15 protein-coding genes and 1 pseudogene are annotated in these 17,015 nt (G+C 42.7%); 15 read left to right on the top strand and 1 reads right to left on the bottom strand.

Features of this window, described 5'->3' with window-relative positions:
* The first annotated feature begins 436 nt into the window (after positions 1-436).
* From TI10_RS10085 to TI10_RS10110, 6 genes are all read left to right on the top strand, one after another.
* Positions 437-946 (top strand): fimbrial protein, encoded by a 510-nt coding sequence (locus TI10_RS10085; RefSeq protein ID WP_049583175.1) that lies wholly within the window; start codon positions 437-439, stop codon positions 944-946.
* A gap of 66 nt (positions 947-1,012) precedes the next feature.
* Positions 1,013-1,681 (top strand): fimbrial biogenesis chaperone, encoded by a 669-nt coding sequence (locus TI10_RS10090; RefSeq protein WP_049583176.1) that lies wholly within the window; start codon positions 1,013-1,015, stop codon positions 1,679-1,681.
* Positions 1,682-1,704: 23 nt separating this feature from the next.
* Positions 1,705-4,185 (top strand): fimbria/pilus outer membrane usher protein, encoded by a 2,481-nt coding sequence (locus TI10_RS10095; protein WP_244161559.1) that lies wholly within the window; start codon positions 1,705-1,707, stop codon positions 4,183-4,185.
* Between the two features lie 27 nt (positions 4,186-4,212).
* Positions 4,213-5,169 carry a fimbrial protein gene (locus tag TI10_RS10100; RefSeq protein ID WP_049583178.1) on the top strand — a complete coding sequence of 319 codons (957 nt, stop codon included), beginning with the start codon at positions 4,213-4,215 and terminating at the stop codon, positions 5,167-5,169.
* Between the two features lie 261 nt (positions 5,170-5,430).
* Positions 5,431-6,459: a fimbrial protein gene (locus TI10_RS10105; protein WP_049583179.1), complete on the top strand. Its 1,029-nt coding sequence runs from the start codon at positions 5,431-5,433 to the stop codon at positions 6,457-6,459.
* 45 nt (positions 6,460-6,504) lie between these two features.
* Complete coding sequence (locus TI10_RS10110) at positions 6,505-7,248, top strand: 4'-phosphopantetheinyl transferase family protein (protein ID WP_049583180.1); 744 nt, start codon at positions 6,505-6,507, stop codon at positions 7,246-7,248.
* A gap of 201 nt (positions 7,249-7,449) precedes the next feature.
* Here the strand turns inward: TI10_RS10110 and hpaR are convergent, their stop codons facing one another.
* Positions 7,450-7,896: a homoprotocatechuate degradation operon regulator HpaR gene (hpaR, locus tag TI10_RS10115; protein WP_049583181.1), complete on the bottom strand. Its 447-nt coding sequence runs from the start codon at positions 7,894-7,896 to the stop codon at positions 7,450-7,452.
* A 512-nt stretch (positions 7,897-8,408) separates the two neighbouring features.
* Here hpaR and TI10_RS10120 point away from each other — a divergent pair.
* The 9 genes and pseudogenes from TI10_RS10120 to hpaI all read left to right on the top strand — a co-directional run bounded on the left by TI10_RS10120 (position 8,409) and on the right by hpaI (position 16,945).
* The gene (locus TI10_RS10120; RefSeq protein ID WP_049583383.1) at positions 8,409-9,041 is read left to right on the top strand and encodes a fumarylacetoacetate hydrolase family protein; all 633 of its coding nucleotides are present in this window, start codon (positions 8,409-8,411) and stop codon (positions 9,039-9,041) included.
* The gene (locus TI10_RS10125) at positions 9,038-9,799 is read left to right on the top strand and encodes a fumarylacetoacetate hydrolase family protein (protein ID WP_049583182.1); all 762 of its coding nucleotides are present in this window, start codon (positions 9,038-9,040) and stop codon (positions 9,797-9,799) included. Before TI10_RS10120 ends, TI10_RS10125 begins: the two co-directional genes overlap by 4 nt.
* The gene (gene hpaE / locus TI10_RS10130; protein ID WP_049583183.1) at positions 9,799-11,265 is read left to right on the top strand and encodes a 5-carboxymethyl-2-hydroxymuconate semialdehyde dehydrogenase; all 1,467 of its coding nucleotides are present in this window, start codon (positions 9,799-9,801) and stop codon (positions 11,263-11,265) included. The genes TI10_RS10125 and hpaE overlap by 1 nt, the downstream gene beginning before the upstream one ends.
* Positions 11,266-11,329: 64 nt before the next feature.
* Positions 11,330-12,208, top strand: a complete 879-nt coding sequence (gene hpaD, locus TI10_RS10135) for a 3,4-dihydroxyphenylacetate 2,3-dioxygenase (protein WP_049583184.1) — start codon at positions 11,330-11,332, stop codon at positions 12,206-12,208.
* A gap of 13 nt (positions 12,209-12,221) precedes the next feature.
* Entirely contained in the window at positions 12,222-12,608 is a 387-nt protein-coding gene (locus tag TI10_RS10140; protein WP_049583185.1) for a 5-carboxymethyl-2-hydroxymuconate Delta-isomerase, read from the top strand.
* A 2-nt stretch (positions 12,609-12,610) separates the two neighbouring features.
* Positions 12,611-13,840: a Bcr/CflA family multidrug efflux MFS transporter gene (locus TI10_RS10145; protein ID WP_080985019.1), complete on the top strand. Its 1,230-nt coding sequence runs from the start codon at positions 12,611-12,613 to the stop codon at positions 13,838-13,840.
* Positions 13,830-15,320, top strand: a complete 1,491-nt coding sequence (locus TI10_RS10150; RefSeq protein ID WP_049583186.1) for an NAD-dependent succinate-semialdehyde dehydrogenase — start codon at positions 13,830-13,832, stop codon at positions 15,318-15,320. Before TI10_RS10145 ends, TI10_RS10150 begins: the two co-directional genes overlap by 11 nt.
* Before the next feature lie 4 nt (positions 15,321-15,324).
* Positions 15,325-16,128 carry a 2-oxo-hept-4-ene-1,7-dioate hydratase gene (gene hpaH, locus TI10_RS10155; protein ID WP_049583187.1) on the top strand — a complete coding sequence of 268 codons (804 nt, stop codon included), beginning with the start codon at positions 15,325-15,327 and terminating at the stop codon, positions 16,126-16,128.
* A gap of 11 nt (positions 16,129-16,139) precedes the next feature.
* A pseudogene (hpaI, locus tag TI10_RS10160) lies at positions 16,140-16,945 on the top strand (4-hydroxy-2-oxoheptanedioate aldolase).
* Positions 16,946-17,015 lie beyond the last annotated feature (70 nt).

A 17,015-nucleotide genomic window follows, 5' to 3' on the forward strand; every position in this document is an offset into this window, starting at 1 on the left:
TGCCTAATAAGAACTTTTCACTACGTTATTAGCAATCCTTTACAAGAATTTTGCTATCAATATGGTACTTATCATGCTGTGGGATTTTAGGCATCTTAATAAAAATAAGAATCATTATTAATAACACGAATAAGTTTACAGTAATAGATGATATCTCAGAGAAAAAATCATTCTTTTCTATAAAAAAATCAATATCAAAAATTTATTATCAACAATATGAACATAAATATACAGACTATAACATGGTGAGAAATGATGACTAAATCAGGATAAATTAAAGATATATGTAAAAAATGGTTAAAAGTGCGATTGCATTATATACCGTGATGAAAATGACTTTAATGATATCATCAACCATTAAACTACAATAATGGTTAGATGTATATTTCTATTGTACAAACAGGACTAAAACACGTATTTATTAAGGTATTTTTAAATGAAAAAGAATTTTATTTTGGTTTCTTTAGTGGCAATATTAGGGATTTTTAGTAGTTTCAATGCGTTATCTTATGATGGAACAATTAAATTTAGAGGTACTATTCTTGAGAGCGGCTGTACTATTAGCAGTGGTAGTAGCGGAATTCAAGAAGTTAATTTTGGTAAAATACCAAAAGAAAGATTTAAGGGCACAAAAGGAACCATAGCTGCCTCTCAATCATTTACAATTAATTTAACTAATTGCCCCGGTTCAACTATAGGTATCAAGTTTTTTGGAGCGACAGATTCTAATGATAGTACTTTGTATTCTAGCAATGTTTCTGGGGTTGGTATTGAACTGACTAAAGATAGTAAAGAGAAAATAGACGCCAATGCAGAAGTATCAGGTTATTCAATTGCAAAAAAAAATGCTAATATCCCTCTTATAGCAAATTTAAAATCAACCCATGCTACTGTCGGTAATGGTGATATTAGGTCAGACGTAAACTTCACACTTATATACCCATAAAACCAGTTAAATAATTTATCAAAGCTAACTTATAAAAAAATATTATTTATAACTAAAGGAGTAAAAATGCTTCGCTTTATTACTCCCTTTTTGCTTGTCTTTTTCATGGGACAAGTACAAGCAGGGATTACTTTAGGTGGAACTCGCCTGATCTATAATGGCTCACAAAAAGAAGCCACAATTTCCATCACCAATTCGGATACAGAAAGACCTTATCTTGTACAATCGTGGGTAGATAATATCGATAACCGTCAAAATAAAGTACCGTTCGTTATTACACCACCATTGTTTAAAATGTCGAAAGAGAGCGAACACCAGATTCGAGTTTCATATATCGGCAATCAACTGCCAGCAGATCGGGAATCGATATTTTTACTTAATGTCAATGCGATTCCGGCGGTTGAAAAAAATGACAATAGCAAGATGATCATCACGATAAAAAACATTATCAAATTGATTTATCGCCCATCAGGGTTATCTGATAACGATGCTAATGATGCCATTAATCGTTTGGAAGCATCACGTCATGCCAATGGTGTTCAACTAACTAACCCCACGGCTTATTACATTAATCTTAATGAGATGAAAATTGACGGAACATTAATACCTAGACCCGGATTTATTCCCCCTTTTAGTCAAAAGGTATTTTCAGCCAAAAATGGCATAAAAAACGTGACTCTGACTGCTATCAACGATTACGGTGGCACAACAGAAGAGCGCCAGTTTAATTTCTGATAATATTGTCTGATGAGTGTATTGTGAAAAGAGTAATCAGTTTTGCTTTAATGATTTGTTGTTTATCGTTGCCAGCATATGCAGATCTGTATTTCGATATAAATGCATTACAATTATCAGATGAAGACAGAGAAAATATTAATCTGGAAAGTCTGGCAAAAACAGATTCCTACATTCCAGGTGTCTATAAAGTTAACGTTATCGTCAATAAAAAGGATATTGGCATTAAAAGCCTATCCTTTATTGACTGTAGTGAGAAACTTTGCCCTGAATTATCTATCAGTTTGCTGAAAGAAATCGGGGTAAAAATAGCAAGCTTCCCTGAATTAGCATCCCTTGCTGAACAAGAAATCATTTCTCAACCAGAGAAATATATTAAACAGGCGTCAGCAGAACTGGATTTAAGTCAACTTACTTTGAACCTGAATTTTCCCCAGGCTGCCATGCAATCGCAAATCAGGGGAGATATCTCTCCTGATCAATGGGATGATGGCTTGCCGATGTTTTTCACCAATTATCATCTGACAGGAATGCAATCCTGGAATAAAAATCAAACTGAACAGAATCAATATCTGAATTTACGTAGCGGCTTTAATTTAGGTCCGTGGCGAATTCGTCATAATAGTTACTACAACCATACGGGTACAACATCTGAATGGAAATCACTTAAAGCCTATGCTGAACGGGATATTCGTCCATTAAAATCCCGTCTGGTATTAGGAGAAACAACCACCGATAGCATGGTATTCGATAGTTTCACTTTTAATGGCATTAAATTGATGTCTGATAGCCAAATGTTGCCGGATAGTCAGCAAGGGTTTGCGCCTGTCGTCCGTGGTATTGCTATGACTCACGCAAGAATAGAAGTGCACCAGAAAGATAATATTATTTATCAAACTTTTGTTCCACCCGGTGCCTTTGAAATTACCGATATTTACCCCAGTAATCTAAATGGTGATCTGGAAATATCTATTTATGAAGAAAATGGTAAAGTCAGAAGATTTACTCAGCCTTTTGCTGCCTCACCATTAATGATCCGTGCCGGCCAAATGAAGTATTTTGCTAATATTGGTAAATTCAGCGGTGGCAAACAAGCCAGTAAAAAAAGATTTATCCAGACAGAAGCTATTTACGGGTTATGGGATAGCACTACAATTTATGGTGGAATCATTGTTTCTCCCGACTATCAAAGCCATGCATTAGGTTTAGGGCATAATCTGGGAAAAATTGGCGCGGTATCAATCGATGTCACCAACGCAGCAACCCATCTCCCAAACGGAGAAAAGAAAACCGGACAATCTTATCAGATACGCTACAGTAAAGGTTTTACTGAAACCAATACAACGGTGACATTAGCGGGTTATCGCTACAATACCAACGGTTATTACAGCTTTAGCGATGCCAATAATAACCCCCAATTTGCTGATAATAACAGAAATAGCGCGCCTAAAAACCGGATGCAAATAACGATGGGCCAAAGCTTAGGACAATATGGCAGTCTTTCATTATCGGCCTGGCAGCAAGATTACTGGCAAGATAAAACCAGTAAGAATCAGTCATATTCTATGTCCTATAATACCAATATTCGTGATATCTCTTTGTCATTGAGCTACAATTACCACCGTAATCGCTCAAGCATTAATAACGATCAAGTGTTTTCATTCAATATCAGTATTCCTCTGGATAAATGGCTGCCATCAAACAATCACAGTGCATCGGTAGATTATGATACCTCTTATAACACCCGCGGTAGCAGCCAGCATTCAATGACATTATCCGGCTCCTTACTGGAACAACAGAATCTGAACTATACCATTTCTCAAAATTACAGCTACGAAAAATCAGAGAAAGAAAAAGAATCTGGTAATGCCGCCAGTTTATATTACAGAGGCTCATATGGTTCAATGAATGTAGGTTACACCACTGATCATAGAAAAAATCAGCGGGTTAATTATGGATTAGAGGGAGCGATTATTGCCCATCCCTATGGGGTTACCTTGGCGCAAAATATTAGCGAAAGCGGCGCCAGCGCCTTAATTCGTGCCCCTGGGGCAACCAATGCCAAAGTACTGAATAATACATCTATCAGTACAGATTGGCGAGGATATACCGTCGTGCCTTATATATCGCAATATCGGGAAAATATGTTATCTCTTGATACCAATACATTCGGTGATGACGTAGATATTGATAATCCAACCACTAAGGTCATTCCAACCAAAGGGGCATTGGTGCTGGCAGATTATTCTATTCGTGTTGGTCATCGAGTATTTTTAACTTTACGACATAACGATAAAAAACTCCCATTCGGCACAATAATCACTGGCCCAAATGGTGTTAATGGTATGGTGAATGAAAGGGGAGAAGTCTTCCTGAGTGGCGTGAGTGACACTGCAAAATTAGCAGCCGATTTAGGCGATAAACAAAGCTGTCATATTAAATTCGATAGTAAATTATATCAAAAAATTAATGGTATTATTCTGACCTCATTACGTTGTCAGTGATTAAAATAGTATTTATCTAGGGAAAGCATGAAAAATAAGTTAATGATATTAGCAACATTATTACTAACACTACTCAATATTAAAAAATCAATTGCCTCATGTAAATTAAGCAATGAATTTAAAGCAATTGATTTAAATGTTGAGATAAATGAAATTATCAATGCAGACTATAATATTCGAAGACATATTACCATCGCTGAATACGGTCCTATGGAACTGGCTAACAAAATAGGGATTAAAGCCGATTCAACCATTGCTATCTGTGATAATAATGAAAATATCTCTTTCGAAACAACATCAGGTAGAATAGGACTCTCCAAAGAGAGTGATTGGATAAAAACCAGTGTAGAGAATTTATATTTTTCCGTATCTTATGATGGAGATGGGAAGGGTGGCATCAATAGAAAAATAACTTTAAGAGATATCGGTAAAATAACAATTAATCTTATTCAAACAAATGATATCAAATCAGGCTCCATACTAAAAAGAGGGTTGATATCTTCTTTATCAACAAGTGATGGTAAAAAATTAATAAATATCAAATATAATAAGGACAATATAATTGGCAGTCAAAGCTGTATGACATCCACACCCTATAAAGAAATAAAACTTGGAAGGATTAATACTTCTTCATTTAAAGGAAGAGGCTCTACTGCTGGTCGTAATAACTTTCATATTCTCATTCAATGTAAAGATAAAAATATCCCCACTATTAGGTTCACAGGAGAAGTAGTGAGTCCAAGTCTAAATAGCATTGTTAAACTACATCAATACAGCGAGGGAAAAACAGCCAAAGGTATTGGTGTTCAATTGTTACATAACCATAATCCTGTTTATATGGATACATCTCTTGCTATCACTGAATGGAGAGGTGAAAAAGATCTTTACTATTTACCGCTTACTGCCCATTATTACCAAATAGATGATAAAGTAACCGGCGGAAAAGCTAACGCAACAATACACTTTACAATTGAATACAAATAGCTTTACAAACCATCCAATTTAACTTAAATTATTAACATCACATTAACATGAGAAAAAAGAGAAATTTTCCTCCGTGATGTTAATAATACCGCAGAATTAAAACCTGATTTAGACGATAAATAAATCTGCCCTATTAATTTCACTAATAAACTATACCGGGAAGATAATGGCACTACTCTTGCTTCATTATGTTATTAATAAATGGTGTTATTAGTAAATTTTGTTGTCAGTAATTAAGAGTAAATCTCAACAGGCATAGATATGAAATCTTATTTACGGTTATTAATTTCTGCTGTTTTAATGTTCAATATCAATAAAATACATGCTGCTTGTATTTTAGAATCCACAACGAGTAACAGCACTGTCTATTTTGATTTAAATTCACTTAAATTAGACTTAAATACATCAGACACTAAAAGTATTCATGTCGCCAGATTCAGTACTGAACAATTAGCTAGCAGTATGGGGCTAAATATAAATGACCCTATTTTTTCATGTGATGACAACGGATATTTGGTTTTTGGTGAAAGTATCTATCTTGGCATGGCAGGTAATACGGAGCATGGGACAGGAAAATTAACAACAGGCATAGAGAATCTCTATTTATATTTTGTTGCTCCTACCGGGAACCTAAATAATATGAGATATCCCACAGCGGATGGCAGAAGTTATATATATTACCCGCCAGAAAAGAAAAAAATCACCTGGAAAGATATCGGCGATATTGATGTTTATCTCTATAAAGAAGGTGAAATTAAATCGGGGAGATCATTGCATGCTGGAATAATTTCCATATTACAAACATCGAACGGCATCCGCCTATTAACAATAAGAAACAAAACAAGATATCATGTTACTGCTCAAGGTTGCATGGCTCTATCTGGCGATCAAACCGTTAAATTTCATGATGTTTATAGTTCTTCGTTTAAAGGAATAGGAACAACCGCTGGTCATGCTGATTTTAATATCGGCATTGAATGTACAGAAAAAATCAAACCTACAATTACATTTTCAGCAAGAACAATCAATGGCGCACCAGATAGTATTATTCAATTAGACAGAGATAATACAACAAATACAGCAAATACAGCAAATACAGCAAAAGGAGTTGGTGTACAAATCTTATATATGGGAACTCCCATTCCTATTGGAAAGCCATTTGTTGTAGGTTATTCTGACAGAAATTCTCGTTATAATTTACCTTTCACTGCCCGTTATTACCAGACCGATGATCGAATAACAGGTGGAAAAGCTAACGCAATAGCACATTTTACCGTTCAATATGAGTGATATTAAGTATAAACTATCTAGTATTTTCTTATCTGGATAATCAACATGGAACAAACAGTTATACACACTAAACAAGCACCGCTGCCAAAAGATGGCAGTGGATTTATCACTCAAATCGAGTATGGAACGGTTGTTAAACACCCCCAAGTGCATTTCTGGCAAACTCACTTTGAACTTTCACATTATCACGATGAATTGTTCAATCAATTCAATCTCCCCTTCCCTGACACATTAACTAAAGCCGTCAAGAAACGGCGGGCTGAATATCTGGCAGCACGTTATTGCGCCAGACAACTTTTAGCGCAATTAGGGCAACCCGAATTTAATTTGATCTCTGGTAATGATCGCGCGCCAATCTGGCCGGAAGGTATTTGCGGTTCTGTTTCTCATTCAACTTATTGTGCAATTGTGCTGGCTGCGCCGCAAATTAATAACAGATTAATTGGTGTCGATGTAGAAGCTATCGTTGATCGTCAAAATATAGATGAAATCACAAAAATGATTGTGAATGACAGAGAAATTCAACTTCTGAAACATTATCATTTACCATTTGAACAAGCGTTTACTCTTGCCTTTTCAGTAAAAGAGAGCTTATATAAAGCACTTTATCCACAAGTAAAACGATTCTTTGGTTTTGAAGCGGCTGAAATTACTGCCCTATCCCTCGAAAATAATGAAATAACGTTGGTGTTGCGGGAAACTCTCACCCATCATTACCCAACAGGTACAATATTTCGTGGGCAATTTATTATCTACCCACAGGAAATATTAACGCTAATTATTCAATAGTTATACCCTATGGATTTCAAGATGCATCGCGACGGCAAGGGAGAGAATCCTCGGGAGCATAGCGAACTATGTGACCGGGGTGACCGAGCGCAGCCAACAAAGAGGCAACTTGAAAGATAACGGGTATAAAACTGATAATTGCTGATTATACTCACCAATTTCACTATTATTCATTACCATCATTTTCAATAAAGATTCTATTTATTTAATATCCTTTTCTGTATTTATCAGCGAGTTATTGCCCACAGCAATTAATTCTTCCAACAAAGCTGAAAGCTGAACCAATTTTTCCGGCGAAAAGGCTTTTTCAATCGCCTGATATCCCTGTTCCACCTGCTCTTTCGCCTTGTCATAAAGTTTCTGACCATCCGGCGTTAAAGAAACATAAAGTTTGCGCTGGTCATTCATCGGTTTAAGACGAAAGATCAAGCCATCACGCTCCATGCGAGTCAATATCCCAGTCAAACTTGGGCGAAGAATACAGGTCTGGCAAGATAAATCATAAAAATCAATCGACCGATTATCAGACAGTACACGAATAATACGCCACTGCTGTTCAGTCAAATTATGACTCTTAAGGATTGGGCGAAAAAAACCCATCGCGGTTTCTCGCGCCTGAAGTAGTGCAATTGTCAGAGATTCATGCATGGGTAATGAAGGCTCTTATCTTAGTTAATCACTGATTTACTCTCTGTCGAGAGTGCTATCTCACTCTATAACTACAATAAAAAGACTAGCACGTCCCCCAATCAACCACAAAGAAAAAATCATAAAAATATTAATAAGTAAATAAAAATAAACTCAGAAAATCAAGTTAATAAAAGGTTAATGTAGAATCAATCGCTTTATCCAAAAAAATATTAATACGTTGATTAATAAAGATAAAAAATAAATTTAGTAGAGATATTGTTACTGAGATCACAATTAAAATTAACAAACACATTAACATATTGCAACAATGCGTCTTGTGGTTTATTAATATATTAATAAATGCATCTTATACCTAATAGATTTCGAGTTGCAGCGCGGCGGCAAGTGAACGAATCCCCAGGAGCATAGATAACTATGTGACTGGGGTGAGTGAAAGCAGCCAACAAAGCAGCAGCTTGAAAGATGAAGGGTATAAAACCACCCGTTTAAGTTTTCATGAGGAATCGTTAATGAAAGGCACTGTCTTCGCCGTAGCCCTCAACCATCAGAGCCAAATAGATTTCTGGCATGACTCATTTCAGCAAGCACCTTATAACACTTTACCTAAGACACCAGTGTGGTTTATTAAACCACGGAATACCGTTATCACCTCCGGTGAAGCGATTCCCCATCCTGTCGGTGAAGAGGTTCAAAGCGGTGCGACGCTGGCATTAATAATAGGTAAAACCGCCCGCAAAGTTGCTATTGAAAACGCAGCCGAATATATCGCAGGTTATGCATTAGCGAATGAAGTCAGCCTGCCTGAAACCGCTTTCTATCGTCCGGCAATAAAAGCTAAGTGCCGCGATGGTTTTTGCCCTATAGGCCAAATGACCAATCCTGAATCAATTGATGCGTTAGATATTATTACCGAAATCAATGGTCAGGAAGTTGATCGCTGGTCAACAGCCGATCTGGTGCGTTCAGCCACGGAATTAGTTGCAGCATTGAGTGATTTCGCAACCCTTAAAGAGGGGGATGTGATCCTGCTTGGAACGCCACACCAACGCGTGGCTATCAAACCGGGCGACAAAGTTGTTATTCGGGCAGCGGGTTTCCCATCACTGGAAAATCAGGTTGTGCAAGTGGGAGAAAAAGCATGAAACACGCAAGAGTTCACTATCAAGGCCGCGATTTGCTTGTTACCGTCGATGAACAGGAAAATGTCTGTCTGCCTGATGGCAGTAAAATCACCGGCGAATCCGTTCAATGGCTGCCACCCGCAAACGGTACCCTGTTTGCCCTCGGTTTGAATTATGCAGATCACGCCACTGAGCTGGAATTTAAGCCCCCCAAAGAACCGCTGGTTTTTATCAAGGCCGCCAATACGCTAACCGGTCATCGTCAGGTTTCTGTTCGCCCTGATAATGTGGAATACATGCATTATGAGGCTGAGCTGGTTGTTGTCATCGGCAAAACCGCCCACAAAGTCGCTAAAGAACACGCTATGGATTACGTTGCCGGATACACCGTCTGTAACGATTACGCAATCCGTGACTATCTGGAAAATTACTATCGCCCTAACCTTCGGGTAAAAAGCCGCGATACATTGACCCCCATCGGTCCGTGGTTCGTTGATAAAGAAGATGTGCCCGATCCGCATAATCTGACATTAAGCACCTGGGTTAATGGTGAATTGCGTCAACGCGGCACAACGGCTGATCTGATTTTCAATATCCCATTCTTGATCGCTTATCTAAGCGACTTTATGACGCTGCAACCGGGAGACATGATCGCCACCGGCACGCCAAAAGGATTATCCGATGTGGCGCCAGGAGATGAAGTTATTGTTGAAGTTGAAGGTGTAGGGCGTCTGGTCAACCGTATTGTCAGCCAGCAAGAGTATGAGGAGAATCTGTAATGACCGTAATTAACCATTGGGTCAACGGCAAAAACGTCAGCAGTAAAACCTATTTTGAAACTACCAATCCTGCTACCGGCGAAGTGCTGGCTGAAGTCGCTGCCGGCGGGCAAGAAGAGATTGATCAAGCCGTCGCCGCCGCAAAGGAAGCCTTCCCTAAATGGGCCGATCTGCCGATGAAAGAACGTGCACGTCTGATGCGCCGTTTGGGTGAGTTGATTGATGAGAATGTGCCTGAAATCGCCGCAATGGAAACCAAAGATACCGGTCTTCCCATTCATCAAACACAAAATATTCTGATCCCACGCGCTTCTCACAACTTCAACTTCTTTGCTGAAATTTGTCAGCAAATGAACGGCCATACCTATCCCGTTGATGACAAGATGCTCAACTATACGCTGGTGCAACCCGTTGGCGTTTGTGCGCTGATTTCTCCGTGGAACGTGCCATTTATGACCGCAACCTGGAAAGTTGCACCCTGTCTGGCGCTAGGTAACACCGCAGTGCTGAAAATGTCAGAACTTTCCCCATTAACGGCAAACCGTTTAGGAGAATTGGCTTTGGAAGCCGGTATCCCTGCCGGTGTGCTGAATGTGGTTCAGGGATATGGCGCTACCGCCGGTGACGCGCTGGTGAAACATCACGATGTACGGGCGGTTTCGTTTACCGGCGGCACCGTAACCGGTCGTCAGATTATAAAAAATGCCGGCCTGAAAAAATATTCAATGGAACTAGGAGGGAAATCTCCGGTTCTAATCTTCGAAGATGCGGATATTGAGCGGGCACTGGATGCCGCCCTGTTCACCATTTTTTCTATCAATGGTGAACGTTGTACCGCAGGCTCACGTATTTTCATTCAGGAAAGCATCTATCCTGAGTTTATTAAACGTTTTGCTGAACGCGCTAATCGTTTACGGGTTGGCGATCCTCAAGATCCAAATACTCAGATCGGCGCACTTATCAGCAAACCACACTGGGAAAAAGTCTCCGGTTACATCCGTCTGGGAGTAGAAGAAGGCGCAACCCTGCTGGCCGGCGGCCCCGATAAACCGATTGATTTGCCGGCACACCTGAAAGACGGCAATTTCCTACGCCCAACGGTGCTGGCGGATGTTGATAACCGGATGCGAGTTGCTCAGGAGGAGATCTTCGGCCCTGTCGCCTGCCTGCTGCCATTCAAAGATGAAGCAGAAGGTCTGCGCCTGGCAAATGACGTGGAGTATGGTCTGGCTTCTTACATCTGGACGCAGGATGTCAGCAAAGTCTTACGTCTGGCCCGTAATATCGAGGCCGGCATGGTATTCGTCAACACCCAAAACGTCCGTGACCTGCGTCAGCCATTCGGCGGCGTGAAAGCCTCCGGCACCGGCCGTGAAGGCGGCGAATACAGTTTTGAAGTATTTGCTGAGATGAAAAACGTCTGTATCTCGATGGGGGATCATCCAATCCCGCGTTGGGGGGTATAACCGTTTCATCAGCGTTAACCACGGCGAATTTCGGTTCGCCGTCCTGATATCAAATGAGGATTTTATGGGTAAGTTAGCGTTAGCAGCCAAAATTACACATGTACCATCCATGTATCTGTCTGAACTACCGGGGAAGCATCACGGTTGCCGTCAGGGAGCTATTGACGGTCACAAAGAGATCAGTCGCCGTTGCCGTAAAATGGGGGTCGATACCATCATTGTGTTTGATACGCACTGGTTAGTGAACAGTGCCTATCACATCAATTGCGCCGACCATTTCTCCGGCATTTACACCAGTAATGAATTACCCCACTTCATCCGGGATATGAGTTACGAATATGACGGCAATCCTGAATTGGGGCAAATAATCGCAGAAGAGGCGCGCAATCTCGGCGTGCGTGCTCAGGCGCATGAAATCCCAAGCCTGAAACTGGAGTACGGCACGCTGGTGCCGATGCGTTACATGAACAGCGACCGGCATTTTAAAGTCGTCTCTGTCTCCGCATTCTGCACGGTCCACGCTTTTGAAGATAGCCGTCGTCTTGGGGAAGCGATTCTGAAAGCGATTGAGAAATATGACGGCACCGTTGCGGTCCTCGCCAGCGGTTCCCTTTCTCATCGTTTTATTGACGATCAACGCGCTGAAGAGGGCATGAACAGCTACACCCGAGAATTCGACGAACAGATGGATCATCGGGTGGTTCAGCTCTGGAAAGAGGGCAAATTCAAAGAGTTTTGCAAGATGCTGCCGGAATATGCAGATTATTGTTATGGCGAAGGCAATATGCACGACACCGTGATGCTATTAGGTCTACTCGGTTGGGATAAATATGACGGTAAAGTGGAATTTCTGACTGAACTGTTTGCCAGTTCCGGCACCGGACAAGTCAACGCCGTATTCCCGCTGCCTGACTACATCGCCAATAAACCCGCTATCGCCTGATTAGGAGCAACCTATGCCACATTTTTATGCTGAATGTACAGAAAATATCCGTGAACAAGCCAACTTGCCAGAATTGTTTGCCAAAGTGAATCAGGCGCTGGCGGATACTGGCATTTTCCCATTAGCCGGCATACGCAGCCGCGCTATTTGGCTGGACACTTGGCAAATGGCCGATGGTCAACATGATTACGCCTTTGTCCATATGACGCTGAAAATCGGCGCAGGACGCAGCCTTGAAAGCCGCCAACAGGTTGGTGAGATACTGTTTCCCCTGATCAAACAACATTTTGCCTCGCTGATGGCGCAACGTTACCTTGCTCTTTCTTTTACAATGGAAGAATTAGATCCGGTATTGAACTACAAACAAAACAACGTCCATGCCCTGTTTCGTAAGGAGTAGTGATGCCGAAGCCTTTTCATCAGCATCCTCCTCGTTGGTTAATCCCTTTATTAGGCGCATTGGTGGCCTTCGGGCCTCTGTCGATTGATATGTACCTGCCAGCCTTGCCGGAAATGGCAAGGCAATTACAGGCGACACAAGGGCAAATGCAACATACCTTAGGCGTATTTTTCGCCGGTTTTTGTATTGGCATGCTGTTATACGGCCCACTGAGCGACCATTTAGGGCGCAGAAAACTGCTGCTCAGCGGTATCGCATTATTCGTCGTTGCCAGTGCATTGTGTACATTGGCGACACAAGTTGAACACCTGATTTTACTACGCGCATTACAAGCATTTGGCAGCGGGGCCGCCGTGGTCATGGGCCGAGCGATCGCCCGTGATATTTATAGCCCACAGCAATTACCACGCGTGCTATCACTCATGACTTTAGTGACCATGATAGCGCCGCTTATCGCCCCATTACTTGGCGGCTTACTGTTAACCTATTTCAATTGGCAGGCCATATTTACGCTATTGAGCCTGTTCGGTTGTATCAGTGGGATATTATTACTATTTTTATTGCCAGAAACGCTGCCCGCTCAGAGTAACAATGGAAAACTTATCACTGCTTTTAAAAATTACGGCAAGTTACTGACTGACGGCGAAGCTATGGCAACTATCGGCACATTGGCATTCACTTGTGCCGCCATGTTCGCATTTATCAGTGGTTCCCCTTTCGTTTATATCAATTACTTTCAGGTTCCAGCGAATTACTACGGCTTACTGTTCGCCTGTAATGCGCTAGGCATGATAGCAATCGTGCTACTCAATGTCCGTTTGCTAAAAGTCTACGATCTTTCTCGTCTGTTATTTATCCAAACCAGTATTCAATTACTGTTCGGCATCTTACTGGTTATCTTTTATCAGCAAAGTCTGACTGTAATCGTCATTTTGGTCGTACTGTTTATCTCGCTGGTTAATGCCATTGGCACTAACAGCCTCTCTTTATTACTTCAACATCGCGGTCAACTTGCCGGTAGCGCCAGCGCGCTCGCTATTTCCGCGCAATTCGCTATGGCAGCATTCGCCAGTGTCGCCGTCTCTTTACTACAAGATGAAACCCCTTTTGCTATGGCCCTTGTGATGGCAGTTTGCGCTGGATTATGTTGGTTATGCCAACAGCTAGCCACGTTCTACCAGCGAAAACCACTCACCCAAGCGTCTTCAGGAGAAAAAAATTATGACAAATAATGTAAATACAGAACTTAATGTAAATATAGAATTATTACGTCAACAAGCTTATATCAACGGGCAGTGGGTTGATGCCGACAACCAAGCAACTTTTAAGGTGACTAACCCAGCAAATGGTGAAGTTATCGCACACGTCAGTAATGTAGGCGCCGCTGAAACAGAACGCGCAATTGCCGCCGCTCAACAAGCCCTGCCTGCCTGGAGAGCAATGACAGCCAAACAACGCAGCCAGATCCTGCAACGTTGGTTTCAGTTAATGATGGCAAATCAACAGGCACTAGCTGAATTGTTAAGCCGGGAGCAAGGAAAATCGCAAGCAGAAGCAATGGGCGAGATCGCTTATGGCGCCAGCTTTATCGAATGGTTTGCGGAAGAAGGTAAACGCACCTACGGTGAAACTATTCCAAGCCCGATGCCAGGTCGACGGATCGTCACGATCAAACAACCTATTGGCGTTGTGGCCGCCATCACACCGTGGAACTTCCCCAATGCCATGATCACGCGCAAGGTTGGCCCTGCGCTGGCCGCTGGCTGTACAGTGATCCTAAAACCTGCCTCAGAAACCCCGCTTTCCGCTCTGGCGCTGGCCGCGCTGGCGGAACAAGCTGGCGTTCCCGCTGGCGTATTCAACGTGGTGACTGGCATTGATGCGAAAACCATCGGCGGAGTTCTGACCCAAAGCCCGATTGTCCGCAAACTCTCTTTTACTGGTTCAACCCGTATCGGCAAGCTATTGATGGCACAAAGTGCCGACACCGTGAAAAAGCTATCGCTGGAATTAGGCGGCAATGCGCCATTTATCGTTTTTGATGATGCCGATATTGATGCCGCTGTACAGGGGGCGTTAATAGCTAAATTCCGCAACAGCGGTCAAACCTGTGTTTGCGCTAACCGAATTTTGGTGCAGGAAACCATTTATGACATTTTCGCCGAACGTCTGGCGCAAGCCGTTAATCGGTTGCAGGTTGGCCCGGCCAGCGACGCCAAATCACAACAAGGCCCCCTGATCAATCAAGCCGCCGTCGATAAAGTAGAGGAACACATCAATGATGCCATTTCCCACGGCGCACGCATATTGGCAGGGGGTAAACCACACGCTCTGGGCGGTCTATTCTTCGAACCTACCGTACTGGCTGATGTCAATGAATCCATGCTTATCTCCCAAGAAGAAACATTCGGGCCTATTGCCCCACTCTTCAAATTCCGTGATGAGGCAGAAGCCATCCGTCTGGCAAATGATACTGAATTTGGTCTGGCGGCTTATTTTTATTCCCGCGACATCGGTCGGATCTACCGTGTGGCAGAAGCGCTGGAAAGCGGCATGGTCGGGATCAATGAAGGTTTGATTTCTAATGAAGTTGCCCCATTCGGCGGCATTAAACAATCGGGCCTGGGACGTGAAGGTTCACGTTACGGCATCGAAGATTATCTGGAAGTGAAATACCTCTGCTTTGGCGGCATTGAGGACACAGGAGTTTAACCGCATGTTACAGAAAGAAGTCGTATCACAGGTTGCGCATCGTCTGCATCAGGCAGAAAAAAGCCGTGAACAAATACGCCAGATCTCATTGGATTACCCTGAAATCACCATCGATGATGCTTATGCCATTCAGCGTCACTGGGTGGAGTTGAAAATTGCCGAAGGTCGTGTACTCAAAGGTCATAAAATTGGCCTGACCTCAAAAGCTATGCAAGCCAGTTCACAAATCAGTGAACCGGACTACGGCGCTCTGCTGGATGATATGTTTTTCCCTGATGGCAGTGATATTCCATGCGATCGCTTTATTGTGCCTCGTATTGAGGTTGAACTGGCATTCATTCTGGCAAAACCTTTACGTGGCCCGAACTGCACGCTATTTGATGTTTACAATGCGACCGATTACATCATTCCAGCGTTGGAATTGATCGACGCCCGTTGCCATAACATCGATCCGGAAACTAAACGTCCACGCAAGGTGTTCGATACGATTTCTGACAATGCCGCCAACGGCGGCGTCATTATGGGCGGGCGGCCGATAAAACCTGACGAGTTTGATTTACGCTGGATCAGCGCCCTGCTCTATCGCAATGGCGTGATTGAAGAATCCGGCGTCGCGGCTGCGGTACTTAATCATCCGGCTAACGGTGTCGCATGGTTAGCTAACAAACTGGCCCCACATGGCGTTCAACTTGAAGCGGGACAAATCATTCTCAGTGGATCTTTTACCCGCCCGGTTCCAGCCAATAAAGGGGATACCTTCCATGTGGATTATGGCCCCATCGGCGCTATCAGTTGCCGTTTTGTTTAAGGAGGAAAAATATGGATCGGTTAACCAACACATTTAAACAGGCGTTAAAAGCAGGCCGCCCACAAATCGGCCTATGGTTGGGGCTTTGCAGCCCTATAGTGCTGAATTAGTGGCCGGAGCCGGTTTCGACTGGCTGCTTATCGATGGCGAACACGCACCGAACGATGTTCAGACGATTCTAAGCCAATTACAAGCCATCGCCCCTTATCCAAGCCATCCCATTGTGCGCCCACCCTGGAATGATCTGGTCATCATCAAGCAGCTACTGGATATCGGCGCCCAAACGTTATTAATCCCCATGATACAAAACGCCGAGCAGGCTTATGAAGCTGTCCGCGCAACCCGCTATCCACCGGAGGGTATCCGTGGTGTGGGTAGCGCTCTGGCAAGAGCTTCCCACTGGAACAGAATTCCTGATTATCTACATCGCGCCAACGATGAAATCTGCGTTCTGCTTCAAGTGGAAACCCGTGAAGCACTCCGTAACCTACCGGAGATCCTCGAAGTAGACGGTGTGGATGGCGTCTTTATCGGCCCGGCGGATCTGAGCTCCGATATGGGCTTTATCAATAATCCGCAACATCCTGAAGTGAAAGCCGCAATTGAGCAGGCAATCGCTCAAATCAAAGCGGCGGGTAAAGCGCCGGGCATTCTGATGTCAGCACCCAATGTTGCCGAGCATTACCTGAAACTCGGCGCTCTATTCGTTGCTGTCGGTATTGATACAACTTTACTGGCTCGGACAGCGGAAGCGCTGGCGGCACGATTTATTGCGGACAAAGAATTGCCGGCAACACCTTCACCCGGTGTTTATTAATCTTAGCAATCACCATTTAACAATCGATTTATTCAACAAGCTTTTAATTTCCTAAACAACGTAATACATA

It is taken from the genome of Photorhabdus luminescens subsp. luminescens, from assembly GCF_001083805.1.
In the GTDB taxonomy this organism is placed as follows: Bacteria; Pseudomonadota; Gammaproteobacteria; order Enterobacterales; family Enterobacteriaceae; genus Photorhabdus; species Photorhabdus luminescens.

Excerpts from the sequence above, each read along its gene's own strand:
- TI10_RS10125 (WP_049583182.1), top strand. The coding sequence starts at position 9,038 with ATGAAACACGCAAGAGTTCACTATCAAGGCCGCGATTTGCTTGTTACC.
- hpaR (WP_049583181.1), bottom strand. The coding sequence starts at position 7,896 with ATGCATGAATCTCTGACAATTGCACTACTTCAGGCGCGAGAAACCGCG.
- TI10_RS10105 (WP_049583179.1), top strand. The coding sequence starts at position 5,431 with ATGAAATCTTATTTACGGTTATTAATTTCTGCTGTTTTAATGTTCAAT.
- TI10_RS10120 (WP_049583383.1), top strand. The coding sequence starts at position 8,409 with ATGAAAGGCACTGTCTTCGCCGTAGCCCTCAACCATCAGAGCCAAATA.
- TI10_RS10140 (WP_049583185.1), top strand. The coding sequence starts at position 12,222 with ATGCCACATTTTTATGCTGAATGTACAGAAAATATCCGTGAACAAGCC.
- hpaD (WP_049583184.1), top strand. The coding sequence starts at position 11,330 with ATGGGTAAGTTAGCGTTAGCAGCCAAAATTACACATGTACCATCCATG.
- hpaE (WP_049583183.1), top strand. The coding sequence starts at position 9,799 with ATGACCGTAATTAACCATTGGGTCAACGGCAAAAACGTCAGCAGTAAA.
- TI10_RS10090 (WP_049583176.1), top strand. The coding sequence starts at position 1,013 with ATGCTTCGCTTTATTACTCCCTTTTTGCTTGTCTTTTTCATGGGACAA.
- TI10_RS10110 (WP_049583180.1), top strand. The coding sequence starts at position 6,505 with ATGGAACAAACAGTTATACACACTAAACAAGCACCGCTGCCAAAAGAT.
- hpaH (WP_049583187.1), top strand. The coding sequence starts at position 15,325 with ATGTTACAGAAAGAAGTCGTATCACAGGTTGCGCATCGTCTGCATCAG.
- TI10_RS10145 (WP_080985019.1), top strand. The coding sequence starts at position 12,611 with ATGCCGAAGCCTTTTCATCAGCATCCTCCTCGTTGGTTAATCCCTTTA.
- TI10_RS10085 (WP_049583175.1), top strand. The coding sequence starts at position 437 with ATGAAAAAGAATTTTATTTTGGTTTCTTTAGTGGCAATATTAGGGATT.
- TI10_RS10150 (WP_049583186.1), top strand. The coding sequence starts at position 13,830 with ATGACAAATAATGTAAATACAGAACTTAATGTAAATATAGAATTATTA.
- TI10_RS10100 (WP_049583178.1), top strand. The coding sequence starts at position 4,213 with ATGAAAAATAAGTTAATGATATTAGCAACATTATTACTAACACTACTC.